21 protein-coding genes are annotated in these 20,065 nt (G+C 61.4%); 17 read left to right on the top strand and 4 right to left on the bottom strand.

All coding sequences use genetic code 11. From position 1 onward, the window contains the following. Positions 1-378 precede the first annotated feature (378 nt). Together G6N36_RS16100 and G6N36_RS16095 are read left to right on the top strand one after the other, a co-directional pair. Positions 379-702 (top strand): 2Fe-2S iron-sulfur cluster-binding protein, encoded by a 324-nt coding sequence (locus G6N36_RS16100; RefSeq protein WP_163687444.1) that lies wholly within the window; start codon positions 379-381, stop codon positions 700-702. Continuing rightward, positions 699-1,979, top strand: a complete 1,281-nt coding sequence (locus tag G6N36_RS16095; RefSeq protein ID WP_308205958.1) for an NAD(P)/FAD-dependent oxidoreductase — start codon at positions 699-701, stop codon at positions 1,977-1,979. The genes G6N36_RS16100 and G6N36_RS16095 overlap by 4 nt, the downstream gene beginning before the upstream one ends. Here G6N36_RS16095 and G6N36_RS16090 read toward each other — a convergent pair. Then, the gene (locus G6N36_RS16090) at positions 1,954-2,877 is read right to left on the bottom strand and encodes a substrate-binding domain-containing protein (RefSeq protein WP_014211426.1); all 924 of its coding nucleotides are present in this window, start codon (positions 2,875-2,877) and stop codon (positions 1,954-1,956) included. The genes G6N36_RS16095 and G6N36_RS16090 overlap by 26 nt on opposite strands. A gap of 160 nt (positions 2,878-3,037) precedes the next feature. Then, on the bottom strand, positions 3,038-3,475 hold the full coding sequence (locus G6N36_RS29855) for a hypothetical protein (RefSeq protein ID WP_235690341.1): 438 nt from the start codon (positions 3,473-3,475) through the stop codon (positions 3,038-3,040). Here G6N36_RS29855 and G6N36_RS16085 point away from each other — a divergent pair. From G6N36_RS16085 to G6N36_RS16060, 6 genes are all read left to right on the top strand, one after another. Next, positions 3,390-4,376 (top strand): zinc-dependent alcohol dehydrogenase, encoded by a 987-nt coding sequence (locus G6N36_RS16085; protein WP_235690284.1) that lies wholly within the window; start codon positions 3,390-3,392, stop codon positions 4,374-4,376. The two genes, G6N36_RS29855 and G6N36_RS16085, sit on opposite strands and share 86 nt — an antisense overlap. A 2-nt stretch (positions 4,377-4,378) precedes the next feature. Continuing rightward, positions 4,379-5,071: a 4-carboxy-4-hydroxy-2-oxoadipate aldolase/oxaloacetate decarboxylase gene (locus G6N36_RS16080; protein WP_083128687.1), complete on the top strand. Its 693-nt coding sequence runs from the start codon at positions 4,379-4,381 to the stop codon at positions 5,069-5,071. After that, a complete protein-coding gene (locus tag G6N36_RS16075; protein WP_083128690.1) occupies positions 5,068-6,126 on the top strand; it encodes an amidohydrolase family protein in 1,059 nt (352 codons plus the stop codon). Before G6N36_RS16080 ends, G6N36_RS16075 begins: the two co-directional genes overlap by 4 nt. Before the next feature lie 75 nt (positions 6,127-6,201). After that, positions 6,202-7,413: a cytochrome P450 gene (locus tag G6N36_RS16070; protein ID WP_163687438.1), complete on the top strand. Its 1,212-nt coding sequence runs from the start codon at positions 6,202-6,204 to the stop codon at positions 7,411-7,413. Next, positions 7,410-8,861: an aldehyde dehydrogenase family protein gene (locus G6N36_RS16065; RefSeq protein ID WP_163687436.1), complete on the top strand. Its 1,452-nt coding sequence runs from the start codon at positions 7,410-7,412 to the stop codon at positions 8,859-8,861. Before G6N36_RS16070 ends, G6N36_RS16065 begins: the two co-directional genes overlap by 4 nt. 88 nt (positions 8,862-8,949) lie before the next feature. Next, entirely contained in the window at positions 8,950-9,753 is an 804-nt protein-coding gene (locus G6N36_RS16060) for a 2-keto-4-pentenoate hydratase (RefSeq protein ID WP_067396793.1), read from the top strand. A 284-nt stretch (positions 9,754-10,037) separates the two neighbouring features. Here G6N36_RS16060 and G6N36_RS16055 read toward each other — a convergent pair whose 3' ends face one another. Next, positions 10,038-10,541, bottom strand: coding sequence for a hypothetical protein (locus G6N36_RS16055; protein ID WP_083128701.1), 504 nt, complete (start codon positions 10,539-10,541; stop codon positions 10,038-10,040). Further along, positions 10,541-11,341 (bottom strand): IclR family transcriptional regulator, encoded by an 801-nt coding sequence (locus tag G6N36_RS16050; protein WP_163687432.1) that lies wholly within the window; start codon positions 11,339-11,341, stop codon positions 10,541-10,543. The genes G6N36_RS16055 and G6N36_RS16050 overlap by 1 nt, the downstream gene beginning before the upstream one ends. Positions 11,342-11,873: 532 nt before the next feature. Between G6N36_RS16050 and G6N36_RS16045 the strand changes: the two genes are divergently transcribed. The 9 genes from G6N36_RS16045 to G6N36_RS16005 all read left to right on the top strand — a co-directional run bounded on the left by G6N36_RS16045 (position 11,874) and on the right by G6N36_RS16005 (position 20,058). Then, on the top strand, positions 11,874-13,328 hold the full coding sequence (locus G6N36_RS16045; protein WP_083128740.1) for an aromatic ring-hydroxylating dioxygenase subunit alpha: 1,455 nt from the start codon (positions 11,874-11,876) through the stop codon (positions 13,326-13,328). Further along, on the top strand, positions 13,325-13,921 hold the full coding sequence (locus tag G6N36_RS16040; protein WP_083128703.1) for a 3-phenylpropionate/cinnamic acid dioxygenase subunit beta: 597 nt from the start codon (positions 13,325-13,327) through the stop codon (positions 13,919-13,921). Before G6N36_RS16045 ends, G6N36_RS16040 begins: the two co-directional genes overlap by 4 nt. Next, positions 13,918-14,223, top strand: a complete 306-nt coding sequence (locus G6N36_RS16035; protein ID WP_083128705.1) for a hypothetical protein — start codon at positions 13,918-13,920, stop codon at positions 14,221-14,223. The genes G6N36_RS16040 and G6N36_RS16035 overlap by 4 nt, the downstream gene beginning before the upstream one ends. Next, a complete protein-coding gene (hcaB, locus tag G6N36_RS16030) occupies positions 14,220-15,023 on the top strand; it encodes a 3-(cis-5,6-dihydroxycyclohexa-1,3-dien-1-yl)propanoate dehydrogenase (protein ID WP_083128707.1) in 804 nt (267 codons plus the stop codon). The genes G6N36_RS16035 and hcaB overlap by 4 nt, the downstream gene beginning before the upstream one ends. Positions 15,024-15,051: 28 nt before the next feature. After that, positions 15,052-15,252 carry a ferredoxin gene (locus G6N36_RS16025; RefSeq protein ID WP_014211439.1) on the top strand — a complete coding sequence of 67 codons (201 nt, stop codon included), beginning with the start codon at positions 15,052-15,054 and terminating at the stop codon, positions 15,250-15,252. Next, positions 15,249-16,490: an NAD(P)/FAD-dependent oxidoreductase gene (locus G6N36_RS16020; protein ID WP_083128709.1), complete on the top strand. Its 1,242-nt coding sequence runs from the start codon at positions 15,249-15,251 to the stop codon at positions 16,488-16,490. Before G6N36_RS16025 ends, G6N36_RS16020 begins: the two co-directional genes overlap by 4 nt. Before the next feature lie 550 nt (positions 16,491-17,040). After that, a complete protein-coding gene (locus G6N36_RS16015) occupies positions 17,041-18,126 on the top strand; it encodes a cupin domain-containing protein (RefSeq protein ID WP_083128712.1) in 1,086 nt (361 codons plus the stop codon). A gap of 126 nt (positions 18,127-18,252) precedes the next feature. Next, the gene (locus G6N36_RS16010) at positions 18,253-19,149 is read left to right on the top strand and encodes a dihydrodipicolinate synthase family protein (protein ID WP_235690079.1); all 897 of its coding nucleotides are present in this window, start codon (positions 18,253-18,255) and stop codon (positions 19,147-19,149) included. Positions 19,150-19,167: 18 nt separating this feature from the next. Next, positions 19,168-20,058 (top strand): VOC family protein, encoded by an 891-nt coding sequence (locus G6N36_RS16005; protein WP_163687428.1) that lies wholly within the window; start codon positions 19,168-19,170, stop codon positions 20,056-20,058. The last annotated feature ends 7 nt before the right edge of the window (positions 20,059-20,065 follow it).

Genomic DNA, 20,065 nt, shown 5'->3' with positions numbered 1-20,065 from the left:
TGTCGTAACGCAGCGCCGCTCCGGTCGGTATGTCCAGGGCACGTACCTGCGCGGGCATCATCTGTTCCACAATCATACGAATCATTCGCAGTGGATTTCCATGTGCCACAACTAATGTGACTGGCTGGTTCGCCAATCGACTGCTATCGCGGAAGTCCAATAGGGCAGAACCCGTGCTCGCACGTCGGCTAGAGGAGAACCCGCGTCATCAGTCGATCCGCCGCGAGCAGCGGCGGAAATCCCCGTGCCAGCTCGCCACGAATGCGTGCGATTCACAGCCGTTCGCGTCGATGCGCATCCTTCCTCGTCCCGTATCCCCGTAGGTCCCCAACCTCAAGGTATTATGGTCAGGCCTTAATCTCTTGACTGGAGTACCACATGCCAAAGGTTGTCTTCATCGCTCCGGACGGTTCGCAGCGCGTGGTGGATGCGCATCTCGGCGAGCCGGTCATGTCCGCCGCCGTACGCAACGGCGTTCCCGGCATCGTAGGCGAGTGTGGCGGAAACTGCAGCTGTGCCACCTGCCACATCTATGTCGATGAAGAGTTTGCAGTTGACGTTGGTGGGCCTCAGGGAATGGAAGAGGACCTACTCGAACTCGGTGCTGCCGCCGAACGGCGTGAGTCGAGCCGATTGTCTTGTCAGATCACGATGATCGAGTCGCTCGACGGCCTGATCGTTCACATTCCAGAGGAGCAGTGAGGGTGAGCGCAGGGACGTTAATCGTCGGCGCCAGTCAAGCAGGAATCCAACTGGCTCTTTCGCTTCGTGATGCAGGAGAAGGCGGACCAATAACACTAGTTGGCGACGAGCCGCATGCGCCGTACCAACGGCCCCCATTGTCGAAGTCCTACTTGCAGGGTGACATCGGCTTCGAACAGCTGCTACTCCGTGCCCCGGAGTATTTGGCGGGCCAGGACATTTCGGTACTCACGGGTGAGCTTGTCAATTGGGTTGAACTAGAGGGGGAGGGGCCGTCAGGAGTCGCGCTTACAGCGTCAGGAGAAACGCTGTGGTTCGATAAGTTGGCGTTGACCGTTGGCGCCAGTCCACGGCGACTGGCCGTGTCGGGCGCCGATCTCGACGGGGTGATGTACCTCCGGACAGCGAATGACGCCGCGAAGCTGCGCCAGCTCCAGGGCGAAGCAGAATCCGTCGTCGTGGTCGGCGGCGGGTTCATCGGACTCGAAGCCGCGGCGGTTGCGCGTGCCCAAGGTAAAACGGTGACCGTGGTTGAGGCCGCCGATCGGTTGATGGGGCGAGCCGTGGCACCCGTGGTCTCCGGCTTCTACCTCGATGCGCACGCGCGCCGCGGTGTCACCATACGTCTGAACGCGGAAGTAGTGTCGCTGACCGGGCGGGATGCCCGCGTGCAATCGGTGGAACTGTCAGACGGCAGCAGCCTTCCCGCAGATCTTGTAATCATCGGTATCGGAGTCGTGCCACGGACCGAACTCGCGGACCAACTGGATCTCGTTTGTGACGGTGGCATTGTTGTCGACCGCTTCGCGCGTACCAGCAATCCGAACGTCGTAGCGGCGGGCGATTGCACTGTTCAACCCGATTGGCGTACCGGCAGCGGCAAAGTACGCTTGGAGTCGGTTCAAAACGCCATAATTCAGGCCAATGCGGCTGCCGCGACATTGGCGGGCAGGGTGGAGTCAGACCTGCCGGTGCCGCGGTTCTGGTCCGAACAGTTCGATCTCAAGCTTCGCATCGCCGGCCTGTCGAGGGGACACGACTACTACTTGGTTCGCGGCGCTCCCGAACGTGAGTCATTCTCCGTGCTCTATTACCACGACGACGCTTTGATGGCGGTTGACTCCGTCAACGCGCCAGGTGACTACATGGCAGTACAAAAGGCGCTCACCCAAGGATCCACAATCCGGGCCCAGGATGCCCGCGATGTCTCGGTTTCGCTTCGCGAGCTGATCCGTCCCGCACCCGCGGATGCTAGACGAATACATCCTCGATCTTGATCGGTCGGCTCAAAATGTGTTGCGCCAGTGCGAACTCCAACAATTGCTCGAGCATTGGCCGGTTGAGCTCAACACCATAGGGCAGCGGGTCTGCGCCCGTCGTCTTCATCACCTCGGCGTACATCCGATCGGTTGGGCTGGTCACCCGTCCGTCGGAGAGCCGAGCGACATAGCGCTCCTTAGCTTTACTGAATGCTGCGTACACTGCAGCCGCAGCGTCCGGGTAGTGCTGCAGCACCTCGTCCTTGAGGACGATGAGGTGGTTGATGGGGTAGAACGAACGATCACGCAAGGCGCTGATTGCGGCACCGTGGGGGTCGGCGATCAACGGCGCGATATCAGGATGGTCGACGTCGACGCCGATGACCGCATCGATTTCGCCTGCGATCAACATATCGGCCAAGTCTGCGTCGGGGCCGGCGGAGACCACGTTGGACGGAGGGACGTACGACTCGACGTGTTCGTCGCCGGAAAGCAGCCAAGTCACTCGGTCGAGGTCGACGTCGTGTTCCGAGGCGAGAATGCCGCGCGCCCACACACCCGTGGTGACGGTATACCCGCGGTTGACGCCGACCCGCCGGCCTTCGAGGTCTTTCGGGTGTCGGATCGTCGAGTGCCGGTTGTACAGGATGGCCCCGTGGTGAAACCCCCGCACGAGAAAGACTGGTAAGGCGGTGAAGGCGACACCGTGTTCACGTGCGGTCAGGTAGGTCGTGAGCGCCATCTCGCTGACGTCGAACTCCAGGTGCCGAACCATTCGGCGGAACCCCTTGACCAACACGGGTATTTCCTCGAACTTCAGCTGAAATCCTGCAGGAGCTACCGAGCCGTCCTTGACGGCTTGGTTGGCTCCTTGAGAGCGCGTCAGCGTGGTCAGCACGCGGCGGTTTTCAGGCATCAGTCTCCGGGCACTGGCGGCTTGGATAGCATATTGGTAAATTGGCATGGCCATTGTGTCACGGTCGCTGCGGGGCCGTGGCAAGTCATGCCATCATCCGGAGTCATCACCGCGGCACAACAGGCGATTTGCGGATCGCCCTGCGGCGAGCGCGGCAGTTTTAGGCGCCGGCTTTGAGCACATCGCGCTGATGCTGAGAGCACCGTATCCGGATCGTGTCGCGGAGTGTGTTGCCGAAACCATCATTCCCGAGGGTCGAAGGGCTGGCGGCGTTGGCAACCCTTGGAAAACGGGCAGTTACCGGCAATGGTGGCCGATGCCGCAGATGGTAAATTGGCATGACCATAATGCCAAAAAGCGATTGCGAGGATGAATTGGTCGAGCGCGTTTTGGCTGCTGTACGTACGGCGCCGAACACCACCGAGTTGCGGGACTTGCCCCTGCCGGAACTGTCCGATGATTCCGCGCTGCTGAAGGTGGAGGTCGCCGGGATATGCGGCACGGATGTCAAGATGTATTCCAAACCGCCATTCGACGAGCCGGTGATCATGGGCCACGAGAACGTCGGCATCATCGCCGCGGCGGGAAAGAAGTTCACGCGGTTGCACGGTGTGGGCGAAGGCGACCGAATCTTCGTCGAGCATTACGTTGGTTGCTATCAGTGCGAATGGTGCCGAATCGGCGAGTACCGCCACTGCGAGGCAACGGACTGGCGAACGAACGCCGATGCGCGCAGATACGGTTACACCTCAGCCAACAACGCCGGAACGCTGTGGGGTGGCTTCTCCGAATACATGTACTTGCCGTGGAATGCCGTGGTACACAAGGTGCCCGAAAGTGTCGATGCTGAACTGGCCGGTCTCGTTACTCCCTTGTCGAACGGCATCGAGTGGGCACTGATCGCCGCGGGTGTCGGTTACGCCGACACTGTTCTGATTCAAGGGCCGGGCCAGCAGGGACTGTCGCAAGTCGTGGCTTGCAAGCAAGCCGGCGCGTCCCAAATCATCGTTACGGGCGCTTCTCGGGACAAAGCTCGCCTGGACCTCGCGTTGGAGCTCGGTGCAGACGAGGTCATCGACATCGACGCAGAAGCTCCCTACGACCGGATCATGGATCTGACCAACGGGCGCGGCGTCGACTTCGTGCTCGACTGCACCTCGCGGGCTGGTGTGGAACCGGTGTTGCTCGGTATCGACGCCTTGAAACGCCGTGAGGGCACAATGCTCATCCAGGGGGAACTTGCCGCGTTCCCTGATTTCCCGGTGAAAAAGCTCACGGAGAAGGCCATCACGATCAGAAGCGCACGTGGCCATAGTTACCGCGCGTGTGAGCTTGCACTCAAACAGCTTGCATCGCACAGGTTTCCGCTGGAGCGGCTGTCGACGCACAAATTCCCGCTCGATCAGGTCGACAGGGCTATCCGAGCGCTGGCTGGTGACACAGAGGACGCCGACGTGATCCACATTTCGCTGATGCCTTGGCTGGGAAGGGAGTCTTGACGGTGTCTGTCGTCATCCGCAATCCGCCTCGCGCCCATCCCGCGGTGCGGGATGAACTCGCCCAGTTCGGAGTTGCGACCATTCATGAAGCACAGGGCCGCACCGGGCTGCTCGCTGCGTACATGAGGCCGATCTACACCGGTGCACGGGTCTGCGGATCGGCGGTGACTGTCAGTGTCCCGTCAGATGACAACTGGATGGTCCATGTGGCGGTGGAGCAGTGTCAGGCAGGCGATGTCTTGGTGATCGCTCCCGAAGAGCCCTCGGAGTATGGGTATTTCGGTGAACTGCTGGCCACGGCACTCGCGGCCCGGGGTGTCGGTGGTCTGATGATCGACGCCGGATGCCGGGACGTCGCTGAACTCGCCGCCATGAAGTTCCCGGTCTGGTCAAAATGTGTCTCAGCACAGGGGACGGTTAAAAAACGCCTTGGTTCGGTCAATATTGGGATCACGTGCGCCGGCGCATGGGTCGAACCGGGTGACGTCGTGGTCGGCGACGACGACGGTGTCGTAGTAGTCCCCCGCACGGAGGCCGCTGCCGTCGCAGCGGCATCCAAGCTGCGCGAGACCAAGGAAGCCGCGAACCGGAAGCGTTACATGCGTGGTGAACTCAGCCTCGACGTCAACAACATGCGTGGCGACCTTGCCCGCGCGGGGTTGCGCTATGTCGACTACGAGGACGCCGTGCGGTGATCATTGACATCCACGGTCACTACACCACGGCACCGCCGGCGCATCAGGCGTTTCGTGACCAACAGCTCGCGGCGTTGGAAAATCCCAGCGTGCCGGCACCGGCAGCGCCGAGGATCGGTGAAGACGAGCTCCGAGAGAGCGTCGAGAACAATCAGCTGCGCGTGCTTCGCGAGCGAGGTGGTGATCTGATGCTGTTCTCGCCGAAAGCTTCCGGGATGGAGCACCACATAGCGGACCAGGCCACCGCCACCGCGTGGGCCCGTGCGTCCAACGACCTGGTCCACCGTGTGGCGCAACTTTATCCCGACGCTTTCGCGCCAGTGGCTCAGTTGCCACAGACACCTTGTGGAGACCTGCGTCCGGTGGTCGACGAGCTACGACGTTGCGTGGATGAACTCGGTTTCGTCGGGTGCAACGTCAACCCGGACCCGACGGCCGGGTACTGGACGTCGCCCCCGATGACGGACGAATACTGGTACCCGCTGTACGAGGCCATGATCGAGTTGGAAGTGCCTGCGATGGTGCATGTTTCGATCTCGTGTAATCCAAACTTCCACACGCTCGGCGCGCACTACCTCAACGCTGACACGAGCGTTTTCATGCAGTTCGTGCAGTCGGACTTGTTCCAGCGATATCCGAAGCTGACCTTTGTGATCCCGCACGGAGGTGGCGCCGTCCCGTACCACTGGGGCCGTTACCGCGGCTTGGCGGCTCGGCTGGGCCGACCAGACCCAAGCGAACTCCTGGGAAATATGTACTTCGACACTTGCGTCTATCACCAGGCTGGAATCGATCTGCTGCACCGGGTGATCGGCCCGGCTAACCTGCTCTTCGCTTCCGAAATGCTCGGCGCGGTTCGAGGAGTTGACCCGGACACCGGAGTCGCATGGGACGACACGCTGGTCTACATCAACGAACTCGATTTGAGTGAGGAAGAACACCACGCAGTGGTGGAGGGTAACGCGCGCCGAGTGTATCCCCGGCTGGACCGGCATTTGGCCAGTAAAGATCTCGCCGGCAACGGATCCGCCGCAGTCGACGTCCGCTTCGGATGAGGTGACGGGCGACAAGGATACGTCTCGCACGGCAACCGGGGGGCAACCCAATACAACAGAAGGAGCCGAGAGTCGGTGAGCACGATCCCAGAGTTCGACGTCGATATCTTCTCCGACGAGGTGTTGCGTGATCCGTTTCCCACGTACGCCCGCATGCGTGAGCTGGGGCCGGTCGTCCGCCTGACCGCTAATGGCGTGCTCGCGGTGGCGCGGTATGCCGAAGTGCGGGCAGTTCTCATTGACCACACGCGATTCATATCCGGCAAAGGTGTCGGCTTCAACAATCAGTTCAACGAGGTCCGTAGACATAGCGTCATCGCGTCCGACCCGCCACGCCACGAGATGCTGCGCGGTGTTCTCCAGGATCGTTTGGGGCCTCGCTCAATTCGCAATGTGGAGCAGATCATTCGGCCCAGAGCTCAATCGCTTGTCGACGAGATGACCAGAAGAGGCTCCTTCGATGCGGTGACCGACTTCAGTCAGGTCTTTCCCGTAGAGGTCGTCGGAGAGCTGATCGGCCTCCCCGTTGATGCTCGCTCGGAGTTGCTGCGCTGGGCCAGCGGTGCGTTCAACGCCTTTGGGCCGCCAAGTGATCGCACCTCCGCAGGCCTGGCCGACATCGCCGAGCAGTTCGAGTACATCCGCACCGTCGCAACGAGGGACCAACTGGCGCCGGGCAGCATGGGTGCCGCGGTATACGAAGCGGCCGACGCTGGGATCATCCCCGAGGAGTACTGCCTGCACCTACTTTCGGCGTACCTTACGGCGGGGATGGACACGACCGTCAATGCGCTTGGGGCGATGGTGTGGCTGCTCGGGACGCATCCTGAGCAGTGGCACGAACTCCGCGGGTTACCGCACCGGGTCAACGCCGTCGTGAATGAGGTGTTGAGGATCGAAGCACCTGCGCAGCTCTTCTCCCGTGTCGCAGCGGTGGACGCCGAGGTAAGCGGAATTGAGATCGCCGCGGGTGAGCGGGTTGCTGTCATCTATGGAAGCGGCAATCGCGATGAGCGCCAGTATCCGGAGCCAGACAAATTCGACATTCACCGAAACGCCGCGGGTCATTTGACCTTTGGAACCGGTCTTCATGCCTGCGCGGGTCAGGTGTTGGCCCGGATCGAGCTCCAAGCGGTATTAGAATCGATGATCGAGCGCGTCGAGACGATCACGATTGGCGAGCCCATCCGCAAGCTCAACAACGTGTTGCGTGGATTCCATAGTGTCCCTGCGACTTTCACGCCCGCTGTGGTCAAGAATCCAGTACTTTCCGGAGAATCGGCGTGATCGGCAGTCGCCACAGCCATATCTATGTCGATGGTGTCTGGCAAGAGTCCGATTCCGATGCCTTCATCGACCTCACCGATCCGGCCACCGAGGACTGGGTCGGGAGCGTTCCAGACGGGAGCCCCGCCGATGTAGCGTCAGCGGCGATGGCGGCGCACGCCGCGCTGCGGGGGTGGGCCGAAGCGCCATCCAAAGATCGTGCAGCCCTGATCGCCGCGCTGGCCGACCGTTTCGATGAACGACGCGAGGAGATCGCGCACCTCGTGACGGCCCAGAATGGAGCCGTCATCTCGAGGTCACGTCGTACCAATGGCACTCGTCCCATAGCTCTCTACCGTCACTATGCCGAGGAAGCCGAATCGTTCGAGCCCGAAGTTGCTAGTGCCGACGGGAAGAACATCGTCAGACGTGAACCGGTGGGCGTCGTCGGGATCATCATCCCGTGGAATGCGCCCCAGTCACTATTAGCCCACAAGCTGGCTCCGGCTCTCGCCGCAGGGTGCACGGTCGTCGTGAAACCTGCGCAGGAAACACCTTTGGACTCATTGCTCATCGGGGAGCTCGCTGCGGCAGTCGGATTCCCTCCCGGTGTGATCAACGTCGTCACCGGTGGCCGCACGACAGGGTCCGCGGTGGTTGACGATCCGAACATAGACATGGTGTCCTTCACGGGTTCCACGGATGCCGGTCGCGTAATCGCCTCGCGTGCAGGGCATTTGTTGAAGCCGGTCGTAGCGGAGCTGGGTGGGAAGTCGGCGGCCGTGTTGCTCGACGATGCGGACCTCGAGCTCTTCTCCGACAACTTGGTCACCACCTGCCTGCCGAATACGGGGCAGGTCTGCTACTCGTGCACGCGTGTCATCGCGCCTCGCGCACGCTTCAGCGATGTACTCGAGGTCGTCACATCATGCTTGGCCAGTGCTCAGGTGGGTGACCCGCTGGATCCAGGGACAGTCTTCGGTCCGCTTGTCAGCGCGGCGCAGCGTGCACGTGTCGAGGACTACATCGACTCGGCTCGTGCCGAAGGAGCTCGGGTGACCCTCGGAGGTGGCCGTCCGTCCATTGCGACCGGCTTCTACGTCGAGCCCACGGTGATCGTCGACGTCGACCGTACGATGCGCGTGTTCCGCGAAGAGATATTTGGGCCCGTGCTGGTCGTGGTTCCTCATGACGGAGATGAGGACGCGACACGAATGGCCAATGATTCGTCATATGGGCTTGGCGGTGCGGTGTTCAGTCGTGACGTCGAGCGTGCGACGGCGGTGGCGCGCAAAATGCATACCGGGCGCATCTCGATTAACGCGCGGAGCCACGGTGTCTCCGACCCAGCCGAGGGATACAAAGACAGCGGAGTCGGCGGCTCGCTCGAGATCTCCTCCCATCTTCGACTCAAGTCCATTGCCGGGGTGGCCGACGTCGACCGGCATGCGAAAAGCGCTCGGCAGTAAGAAGGCTTTGCCTGGCAACACTTGCGCGAACCCCATTAACCCTGTCCATAACGTCGATGACGTTGCCGCCCAAAAAGGAAGGTCACATATGACAACCACAGTTCGCGACATCAGCATCATCCGAGCTGCCGTCGACCGTATCCAAACCGCTTTCGTGACAGGGCAACCAGCACTTCCGGTGCGCACGCTGATCGGCGCGGAGGACATTGATTCGGCGTATGCGGTTCAGCAGGAGCTCAACGCTCGCCGGGTGGCGGCGGGCGGAGTGGTAATCGGTCGAAAGATCGGCCTGACTGCTCCTTCAGTACAGCAACAACTCGGCGTCGACCAACCGGATTTCGGTGTCCTATTTGCGGACATGGACGCATCCGGCGAGACGCCCGTTCCTTATCGAAAGTTGTTGCAGCCCAAGGTCGAAGCCGAAGTCGCCTTCGTACTCGCGGAAGATATCGACAGAGATGTGTCAAGCGAAGATCAAATTCGAGGATCGATTCGCTACGCCGTTGCGGCACTGGAGATCGTGGACAGCCGCATAGCGAATTGGGACTTGAGTATCGCTGACACCGTGGCGGACAACGCCTCCAGCGGGCTGTTCGTTCTGGGGAAGAACCGGCTCGAAATCGACGAATTCGAGCCCCGGGACGTCGTCATGCGAATGTCGGCCGATGGCGTTCCGGTATCAGCCGGCTCTGGAGCGGCCTGTCTGGGTGACCCGATCCTTGCATTGATGTGGTTGGCCAGGACAGCTGCTGCGTACGGGCAGCCACTTCGCGCTGGCCAGATCGTTCTTTCAGGAGCGCTTGGACCCATGGCCGCGGTCAGGCCCGGAGTTCATGTCGAAGCGGAGATCGAGCCTTTGGGATCGGTTTCCGCCACGTTCTCAGAGGCATGATGGCAATGACGAAAGTCGCCATCATCGGTTCGGGGAACCTGGCACCGACCTACTGCAGAACATCTGCGCATTACCGCGGTACTGGACGTCGCCGGGATGGTGGGCATAGATCCCGCTAGCCGGCGTCCAAGGGGGAGAGGTCGGTTTCCAATAACCCGTGAGGGCCTACAGGGCCTGATTGCGATGTCTCATTTCGACGAGATCGACATCGTGCTATGGAGAAGCGAGGTTTGATCGTGCGCCTCGGCGTCGGTGGACGTCTACCGCCTTCGTCGCTGTAGCGCTTATTCGTCGAACCCTTCACCTGGGATGGCAAACACCGCCCGTGCGTTTTCGTTGAGATTGGCAAATCCATCGATAATCACCTGCTTCACGCGCATCTCGTTGTCAGCTATGCGAATCAGCCACGTGCGAAAGGCCGACCCGGTGAATTCTTCGCTGACCAACGAGGGTGCTTTCCAGCGTCGAAAGTAGAACTCAAGATGGGTCGTCAGCTCGACCACACCCTCCTTCGCCGGGATGTAGGAAAGTACGTGGCGCAGTTCCAGGCGTTCGTCGAAGATCCCGGCCCGTTGGTCAAGGTACGTCTGCAGACCATCGCGGCCTTTCCACTGGTAACCACCACGAAAACCGATCTGAAAGTCGTCGGTGAGGACCGCCGCGAACATCGGTTCGGCATTCCGTTGCTTCTCCATGCTTAGGAACGCGTCGAGGGTGGCAATGAAGCCAGGCAAATCTGGGGCGCCGCTGAGCATTTCACTGTCGGCTTCCACTTTTTTGGACGTCATCAGCCGAGATTGCGGGCTAGCTCGGCGGCGGCGTCTGTTAGGGCAGTGCGAGCTTTGCGGATATCTGAGGGCCCGAATCGATAACTGGGCGCTGACGCATTGAGTGCCAGCCTCATCTGGGAACCTCCTACGGGTACGGCCACGGCAACAGACGCGACGCCTTCCTCACTTTCCTGGTTGCTGGTCGCAAACCCACTCTTTCTGACCTCTGCCAATTGAGCGCGCAGTTCGGTGAGGGTACGCACGGAATGCTCGGTGAGTGGCTCCAAATGTGGGTCGGGATACAACTGGTCAAGCTCGTCATCGGATAGTCCGGCGAGTAGGACTTTACCTGTCGACGTGCAATGGGCAGCACGTGTAGTACCCAAACGCGAAATCACTCGAACAGCAGAAGGGCTTTCGAGTGCCGCGATGAAGCGAACGAGTCTGCCGTCCAACGTTCCTACGTGCACGGTTTCTTGCAACGTCTCCGCGAGGTGGCGCAGAATCGGCGCGGCGGTGCGCGGTATGTCCATCCTGGAGTGCACAGCGAACGCCACGTTCGTCAAGGACGGTCCGGGCTGGTATGCCCTGCTGATCGGATCTTGGCGGACAAAACCGCGGTACTGAAGCATGGATAACAGGCGATGCGCGGTCGACGAAGCGACCTGCAGGTACTCGCTGGCGTCAGTGAGCCGGATCTCAGAGCGGTCTCCGAGGAGGAGGATTAGGCGAAGAGCATTGTCGACAGACTCGATCGGATATTGCGGGAGCTTTCCGGTGCTGTCATGCTCCATGCCCGCGACAGGAGGTTTCTGCATGACAGAGACCTTACCGCGGTGAAAGCCGAATGCAGCTCGAAGAATCGCGACGCTCAGGCATCGGCGGCGTAATGTCGCCTCACCGCACAACATCTGGCACCGCCGTCGGCCCGGGCGGTCCGCAGACTTGCTTCCCGCGGCGTCGTCGTCGGTGACCAGTCCAATCCGTAGGCGGCGCAAAATCTCCGACGAAATCTGCTCGGCCAGTACCGCTGACAGCTGCTGGCATCCCACGCATGCCTGCCCGTGCGCAGCAGTACCGGGCCGGTCGTTTTCGTTACGGGCCCTGTGCCCACTCGTCGCAAATCGCGTGGGCAAGGAAGACATACTGCCTCGGGCGGTGAATGCCGTTGTGGACGTTTCGTCGAAGGCAACGAAGCGGGCTGCGCGACAGTTCGACAGCTCAGCGAGGCCGGTTGACTACACCGGCAAATTGACGGCATACTCTCTGCTAGACAGAGTCGTGTTCTACATAACAGTGAAGGCGCCTCAGTCGAGGATTGGGTCCCGTCGCTGAGTCATGGAGTTGAAGATGCAGGATCACGGTGAGGTGTTGGCGGCAGTACGCACTGGCATGATTCCGGCGCACGTGTACAACGACAAGCAGATTTTCTCGCTCGAAAAGGAGCGGCTGTTCAGTCGGGCGTGGTTGTTCGTCGCGCACGAGTCCGAAATTCCGCAGCCGGGCGACTACGTGGTCAGGCAAGTGCTACAGGATTCGTTCATCGTCGCTCGTGATTCTGCAGGCGAGGTCCGGGTGATGTTCAATATGTGCCTCCATCGCGGTATGCAGATTTGTCGGGCGGAGATGGGGAACGCGTCGAATTTCAGATGCCCTTACCACGGGTGGTCTTACCGCAACGACGGCCGCATTATCGGACTGCCTTTTCACCAAGAGGCCTACGGAGGGGAGGCGGGGTTCAACAAGGCGGGTCAGACCCTGTTGCCAGCGCCGAGTGTGGCCAGTTACAACGGGTTGATCTTCCTGTCGATGGATCCTGACGCAGAATCGCTTGAAGATTACCTGGGTGATTTCAGGTTCTATCTCGATTTCTACACCAAGCAGGGCCCCAACGGTCTCGAGGTGCAGGGTCCCCAGCGTTGGCGGGTAAAAGCGAACTGGAAGATCGCAGCTGAGAATTTCGCCGGGGACATGTACCACACGCCGCAGACGCACACGTCGGTGGTCGAGATCGGCCTGTTCCGAGAGCCGAAGGCTCACAAGCGCAAAGACGGCGCAACCTATTGGGCGGGCAGAGGTGGGGGGACCACATACAAGCTGCCTGAGGGGAGTTTCGAAGACCGGATGAGCTATGTCGGCTACCCGGCGGAAATGATCAGTCGTGCCAAGGCGACCTGGACCGAGCAGCAGCGACAGGTGGTGGGCGCCGATGGGTTCATGATCTCGGCGGCGACGTGCTTTCCGAACATCAGCTTCGTGCACAACTGGCCGAAAGTCGAGGACGGCGAGCACGTCTTGCCGTTCATTTCGATTCGAGTATGGCAGCCCATTAGCGAGAACGAGACTGAAGTGCTGTCCTGGTTTGCGGTGGATTCTGATGCCCCGGAAGCGTTTAAGGCGGCCTCATACAAGGCTTATTTGATGTGTTTCGGCTCGACGGGAATGTTCGAACAAGACGATGTCGAGAATTGGGTGTCGCTGACCAACACCGCGGGGGGTTCGATGGCCCGCCGACTGCGGCTGAACAGCCGGATGGGGCTGCTCGCAGACGATGCCCGGGTGGTCGACACCCTAAGCAGCGCTCAGTTTCACGGGCCTGGATACGCTCAGCTCGGTTACAACGAGAACAATCAACGGCAATTATTGAGGCTCTGGGCTGACTACCTCGACATGCCGCCGCTGCGAGTCGACCCGGCTACTGTGCTCACCGACAACCCGCAAGGTATTGAGCCAATGGTGCAGACCAATGGCCGGGCCGTTGCCGGTATCGACTCGGAGTCGGCTCCGACGTCGGTGATGCTGTGACCGTCGAGGATCAGCGCACTGGTCGACCCATGGCCCCATCGGTACTTGGTGCGCACGCAGCCCGCGCCCAACGTGTGGGGGAAGCCTTGCCGTTCGACGATTCTCGCCATCTGGAGGCGCATCGCTTCCTCATCAACGAGGCGTACCTTCTCGATGCCCAAGACTACGACAGGTGGCTGGGTGTTCTTACCGAGGACATTCACTATTACATGCCGGTGCGGATCACCACCGCCGCCGGCGCCGGATTCGATAGCTCAGCAGGAATGGCGCATTTCGACGAGAACAAATACTCACTCAGTCGTCGGGTTGCGCGATTCGCCACCGAGCACGCCTGGACTGAGGATCCGCCGTCGCGCCTGCGTCACTTCATCACCAACGTGCGCACATTCCTCACCGACGACGCCGACTACCTCGCGGTCGACAGCGCTGAGTTGTTGTTCCGCAGCCGCGGCGACGTCAATGAGTCCACGCTCCTTTCATGCGGTCGTGAGGATCTCCTACGTCGCGATGGCAACGCCCTCAAACTCGCCCGGCGCACAATCGCCGTCGATGAATCAGTGCTTCGAATGCAGAATCTGGCGGTATTCCTATGAGCTCGAATCGACCCGGCGAGGGCGCGCAGTCACCACCACAATCGGCGTGCGAGGAACTGGCTACGCTGCTGGCCGGGGCGACCGGCGATGCACTTAACATCGCCAACGAGTTCGCAGAGGTCGTCGTGCGCCGAGTGACCACTCGCAACGGAGCTCGGCTGTTGATTCAGGCGCCAAAATCGGCGCAGTGGGTGTCGCTGGATGCCTTGGAGATCGAGGCGTTGACCTGGCAGAACCCAGCCACCTTAGCGGCCATGGTGGGGAACGCAGGGACTCCCTTGATTCTGGGCGACGAGGTATGACTGGCTGGCTGGCGGGCAAACGCGCATTGATCGTCGGCGGAGGTTCGGGTATCGGTCGGGCCACCGTCGACGCGTTCCTGAACGAGGATGCCCAGGTCGCCGTGCTCGAGTACGACAGCGATAAGTGCTCGGCGCTGCGCCATCAGCTGCCCGACATCCCGGTAATCGAGGGTGATGGGACCACCCACACCGCCAACGACGAAGCTGTGCAGGTCGCTGCCGACGCGTTCGGCGGACTCGACACATTGGTGAACTGCGTGGGGATCTTCGATTTCTACCGTCGTCTTCAGGACATCCCCCCCGAGCGAATCGACAAGGCGTTCGACGAGATGTTTCGTATCAACGTCCTGAGTCATATCCACTCAGTCAAGGCTGCAGTGCCGGCATTGATGGGCCAGGACGGCGCCTCGATCATCCTCACCGAGTCCGCTTCATCATTTTATCCAGGACGTGGCGGCCTGCTGTATGTCGCGTCGAAGTTCGCGGTGCGTGGCCTCGTCACCGCACTGGCTCACGAACTCGCGCCGAGGATCCGTGTGAACGGTGTTGCCCCAGGGGGAACGTTGAACACCGACCTGCGCGGACTCGACAGTCTCGACCTTGGCGCCCGCCGTCTGGATGCTGCACCCGACCGGGCCCGCGAATTGGCTGCTCGCACACCGCTCAACGTGGCCCTATCGGGTCACGACCACGCGTGGAGTTACGTCTTTCTCGCTTCGCACCGCTCCCGCGGGCTTACCGGCGAAACGATCCGCCCCGACGGCGGTTTCGGCCTCGGACCTGCACCCCAGCGCAATTGAACCCGACGAACATAGGGAAGGAAAGCACATGGACGGAGTCATAAAGGCTAACCACGCGGTATGTCAGGGATACGCGAACTGTGTCGTAGCCGCCGAGGACTACTTCGACATCGACGACCGGGGACTCGTGTTGGTCCGGAAGACGGAGGTCCCTTCCGCGGACAGGACCCGGGTCGAGGAGGCTGCGCGCAGCTGTCCGGTGGCAGCGTTGGAAGTCGTAGACGAATGACGTCACGGGTCGTCATCGTCGGCAGTTCTGTCGGCGGGGTCCGCACGGCCCAGGCGCTGCGATCGGAAGGCTACGACGGCGACATCGTCCTCGTGGGCGAGGAAACTGCACTGCCCTACGACAAACCGCCGCTATCCAAAGCGTTGCTTGCGGGTACGAGTGACATCGCGGCTGCGACGTTACTCACCAGAGACGCTGCCGCCGCCGACGCCATCGAGCTTCGCCTCGGCCGCCGCGCGATCGGAGTGGATGTCGCAGCGTGCGAGGTTGAGTTCGCCGATGATGAGCCCCTGCACTACGACCACCTGGTGGTGGCCACCGGAGCGAGCGCGCGACCATCCCCGTGGGGCCAGGGACCGGGCGTTCATGTGCTACGCACCCTAGAGGACTGTCTGCGGCTAAGGGCCGACCTCGTTGCCGGTGCCCGCCTCGTGGTGATCGGGGCAGGATTTATTGGGGCCGAGGTCGCGTCAACCGCGCGGTCACTGGGGCTGCAAGTGACGGTTGTCGACCCGGTGCCGGTGCCGATGAGCCGGGTGCTTACCGAAGAGATCGGTGGGTGGTTCGTCGATTTGCACCGAGACCACGGAGTGCACACGCGATTCGGCGTCGGTGTCGAGAATATTGAGGGGGAGCGCGGCAACTTGGAGGTCGGCCTCACGGACGGGACCGTCGTGGAAGCCGACACGGTGGTGGTGGGCATCGGCGCCGTGCCGAACGACGGCTGGCTGATGCCGTCCGGACTGGTCGTCGATGACGGCCTGGTCTGCGACGAGTTCTGTCGTGCCGTCACGTCAGAAAACGTCTACGCAGTCGGCGACGTGTCGCGTTGGTTTCATCGCGCCCGCGGCGTGATGATGCGCATCGAACACTGGACAAACGCGGTCGACCAGGCGTCTTGCGTCGCGCACAATATCTCGCACCCCGACCATCTGCGCTGCTACGAGCCCGTCGAGTACGTATGGAGCGACCAGTACGACTGGAAGATCCAGTTTTGCGGCCAAACAACTCACCTAAGTGAGCCACTCGTCGTCGGAGATCGATTGTCCGACAATCGATTCACAGCGCTCTACCCCGATGGCGAGCAACGTTTGAGCGGCGCCGCGATCGTGAACTGGCCTCGAGCACTGATCGAGTGCAGGCGTGCACTGAAGGCCGGCAGCGATCTCGAAACTGTGCGGGGGAGGCTCGAACTGTTGACGAACCCACCCGACACTGCCGCGACGCGATCACCATAGTGCGGCCACACGTGGTTGCCCGCCCCATTGGACGTGGCACTGTACGTGCACCGAAGACGCTCGCAGCGGCGTCGCAATCTTAATTCGACAACGTCTCACCAGCGGGGAAAACGGCCCTCAAGATCAACGCCTTGCCGTTATCTCGCCTCACCCGATCTCGAGTTGCTCCCCAGCGGCAACAGTGTCGTCATTGTGTTGTGCGCCGATCCGAGATGACTAGCGGAGCTGGCGCGAGTCGGCACGGGGGGCCGCCGACGTGTTGGCTGAAGATAGATAGTCTTTCCGCAGATCGGCGCGCGAGCAGCTCAACGAACACGCTCGCAAGTCCATCCGGGAGCACCCGCGACACCACGAATTGCGGCACCGGATGACCTGGATGGCGGCGGAGTCGAATTCGTCTAGCGTGCTGCATAACTCGACCTTTCGCCCCGTTAGGGGTACTGACCCAAGAGGTCAGCTCAGTGCTGCCCGTGCGCTATTGACGCGACCGGCGGGTGCCGATAATCTCTAATTGACAGAGTGTCATTCTGCCAACCAGAGAAGGTAGCCAATGTCCACCGCCGAGAGTTCAGAGCTCCGCGAATTCGACGTCGAGCTCGAGGCTGCCAACTTACGTGGGCAATGGATATACGACGAAATGCTGGAAAGCGTCGTCGGCGGCCCCAAGCCCGCCGGTGTTCCCTTTCTGTGGCGATGGCACGATGTTCACGCGAAGCTTCTGAAGTCGTGCGACGTGATGCCCGAAAGTTTGACGGCGCGACGCAATCTCTCGTTCATCAATCCGGATGCCCGGGGAACCACGCACACCATGAACATGGGCATGCAGATGCTCAAGCCCGGCGAGATTGCCTATGCGCACCGCCACACCATGGCAGCGCTGCGGTTCGCTATTCAAGGCGGCCCCGGCCTGATTACTGTGGTGGACGGCGAGCCGTGCCAAATGGAGGACTACGACCTCGTCTTAACCCCTCGCTGGACGTGGCACGACCACGAGAATGCCACTTCGGAGAACGTCGTTTGGCTCGACGTGCTCGATATCGGATTGGTGCTCGGGCTCAATGTTCCCTTCTATGAGTCCTACGGCGAGAAGCGCCAACCTCAACGCGAAGAGCCTGGAGAGCATCTCGCCGACCGCGGGGGCCTACTCCGCCCTGCGTGGGAGCAGGTCAAGACGGCGAACTTTCCATTCCGCTATCCCTGGCGCGACGTCGAGCGGCAGCTCCAGCGGATGGCGGGCCTTGCGGGCAGTCCCTACGACGGCGTCGTCCTGCGGTATGCCAACCCCGTCACAGGCGGATCGACCATGCCAACGCTCGATTGCTGGGTGCAATTGCTGCGGCCCGGCCAGCGGACCGACGCCCATCGCCACACGTCGAGTGCCGTGTATTTCGTCGTGCGTGGCGAAGGGACGACGGTCGTCGACGACGTGGAGCTTGACTGGGGGCCCCACGACAGTTTCGCGGTGCCTAACTGGAGCACCCATCACTTCGTCAACCGGTCGACAGAAGATGCCGTGCTGTTCTCGGTCAACGACATCCCCACACTCAAGGCGCTCAATCTCTACTACGAAGAGCCCGAGCTGTCATTGGGGGCGCACCCGTTTCCCCCAGTACCCGCCAACCTCCGAGCCCGCTGACGTTTCACCAGAAAGGCAATGCCTGTGCCTGACACGAAGTTGACCGTTGATGACATCACCGGGGTCGTCGGCATCATTCCTACGCCCTCCATCCCGACGGCCGACCAGCCCGACACAACATTCTCCGTGGACCTCGACGAGGCGGCGACGCTTGCCGACTCGATGGTCCGCGGCGGGGTCGACGTGCTTATGACCACAGGCACCTTCGGCGAGTGTGCTTCGCTGACATGGGACGAGTTGCAAAGCTTCGTCGCCACCGTCGTCGATGCCGTCGCGGGGCGAATCCCGGTTTTCGCTGGAGCGACGACGCTCAACACCCGCGATACGATCACTCGAGGTCGTCGGCTCGGCGAGCTCGGTGCCGACGGTTTGTTCGTCGGTCGTCCGATGTGGCTGCCCCTCGACGACGCCGGGATTGTGCGTTTCTATCGCGATGTGGCCGAGGCATTGCCGAACCTGGCAATGGTTGTCTACGACAACCCAGGCGCCTTCAAGGGAAAGATCGGGACCCCCGCATACGAGGCGCTTAGCCAGATACCGCAGGTTGTCGCTGCCAAGCATCTCGGACTGCTCAGTGGCTCCGCCTTCCTCTCCGACCTCCGCGCCGTCGGCGGTCGTGTGCGGCTACTGCCGCTTGAGACCGACTGGTACTACTTTGCCCGGCTATTCCCAGAGGAGGTCACCGCCTGTTGGTCGGGCAATGTGGCCTGCGGCCCTGCGCCGGTAACCCACTTGCGCGACTTAATCCGAGCCCGCCGCTGGGACGACTGTCAAACGCTCACCGACGAACTCGAGGCCGCTCTCGAGACGCTCTACCCGGGCGGCAACTTCGCCGAATTCCTCAAATACAGCATCCAGATCGACAACGCCCAATTCCAAGCAGCCGGTTTTATGCGCACCGGGCCCACCCGGCCGCCGTACACCGAAGTGCCGGAGTCCTACTTGGCTGGAGGGCGCGAGGCCGGCAAGAACTGGGCCGCACTCCAGCAGCGCTATGCGTCACTTACCGTCTCGAACCACTGAATCGCCCGAGGACAGCACATGTTGGTGAAGGCGTTGGGTTATGTGGGTGTGGAGTCTCCGGATGCGAAGGAGTGGTTGGAGTTCGGTCCGGAGGTTTTGGGGATGGAGGCGGTGGAGGCGGCCTGTGGGTCGGTTCTGTTGCGGATCGATGACGCGGACCACCGGTTGGCTGTGCATCACGGGGAGCGCAACCGGATGTTGTATGCGGGGTGGGATGTGGGCAGCGAGGAGGCGGTTGAGGCTGCTGGGGAGTTGTTGCATCGGCAGGGCATCGGGTTTGAGGTGGGAACCGAGGAGGACTGCGCGGCCCGCGGTGTGTTGGGCTTTTTGACGCTGTCGGATCCTTCGGGGTTGCGTCATGAGTTGTTTTACGGTCAGAAGGTGGTGCCGGGTTCCTTCCGGCCCGGTCGTGCGATATCGGGGTTCGTCACCGGGGCGCAGGGGTTGGGTCATGTGGTGCTGGCGACGCCGGACCTCGCGCAGGCCGACCGGTTTTTGCGGGGGGTGTTGGGGTTTAAGAAGAGTGATGAGATTTACACCTTCATCGATCTGTGGTTCTACCACTGCAACCCGCGCCATCACAGCATCGCGTTGACTCCGATGCCTGGTGTGCGGGGGCTGCATCACGTGATGGTCGAGGTGCAAAGTTTTGATGATGTGGGGATGGCTTATGACCTGTGCATGTCGCGCAACATTCCGCTGAGCATGACGTTGGGGCGCCATGTCAACGATCGGATGGTGTCGTTCTACGTCCGAACACCGAGCGGTTTTGATCTCGAGTACGGCTGGGATGGGGCCACCGTCGACGAGGAAACCTGGACCGTCGCCCAGTACGACCGACCCAGTGTGTGGGGCCACCAGATGGTCGCCCAAACACCACCAGGAGCACTCGAAGCCGCAACAACATGAACGGCTC

Source organism: Mycolicibacterium gadium (assembly GCF_010728925.1).
GTDB classification, from domain to species: domain Bacteria; phylum Actinomycetota; class Actinomycetes; order Mycobacteriales; family Mycobacteriaceae; genus Mycobacterium; species Mycobacterium gadium.
This window is presented reverse-complemented; position numbering and strand designations above follow the sequence as displayed.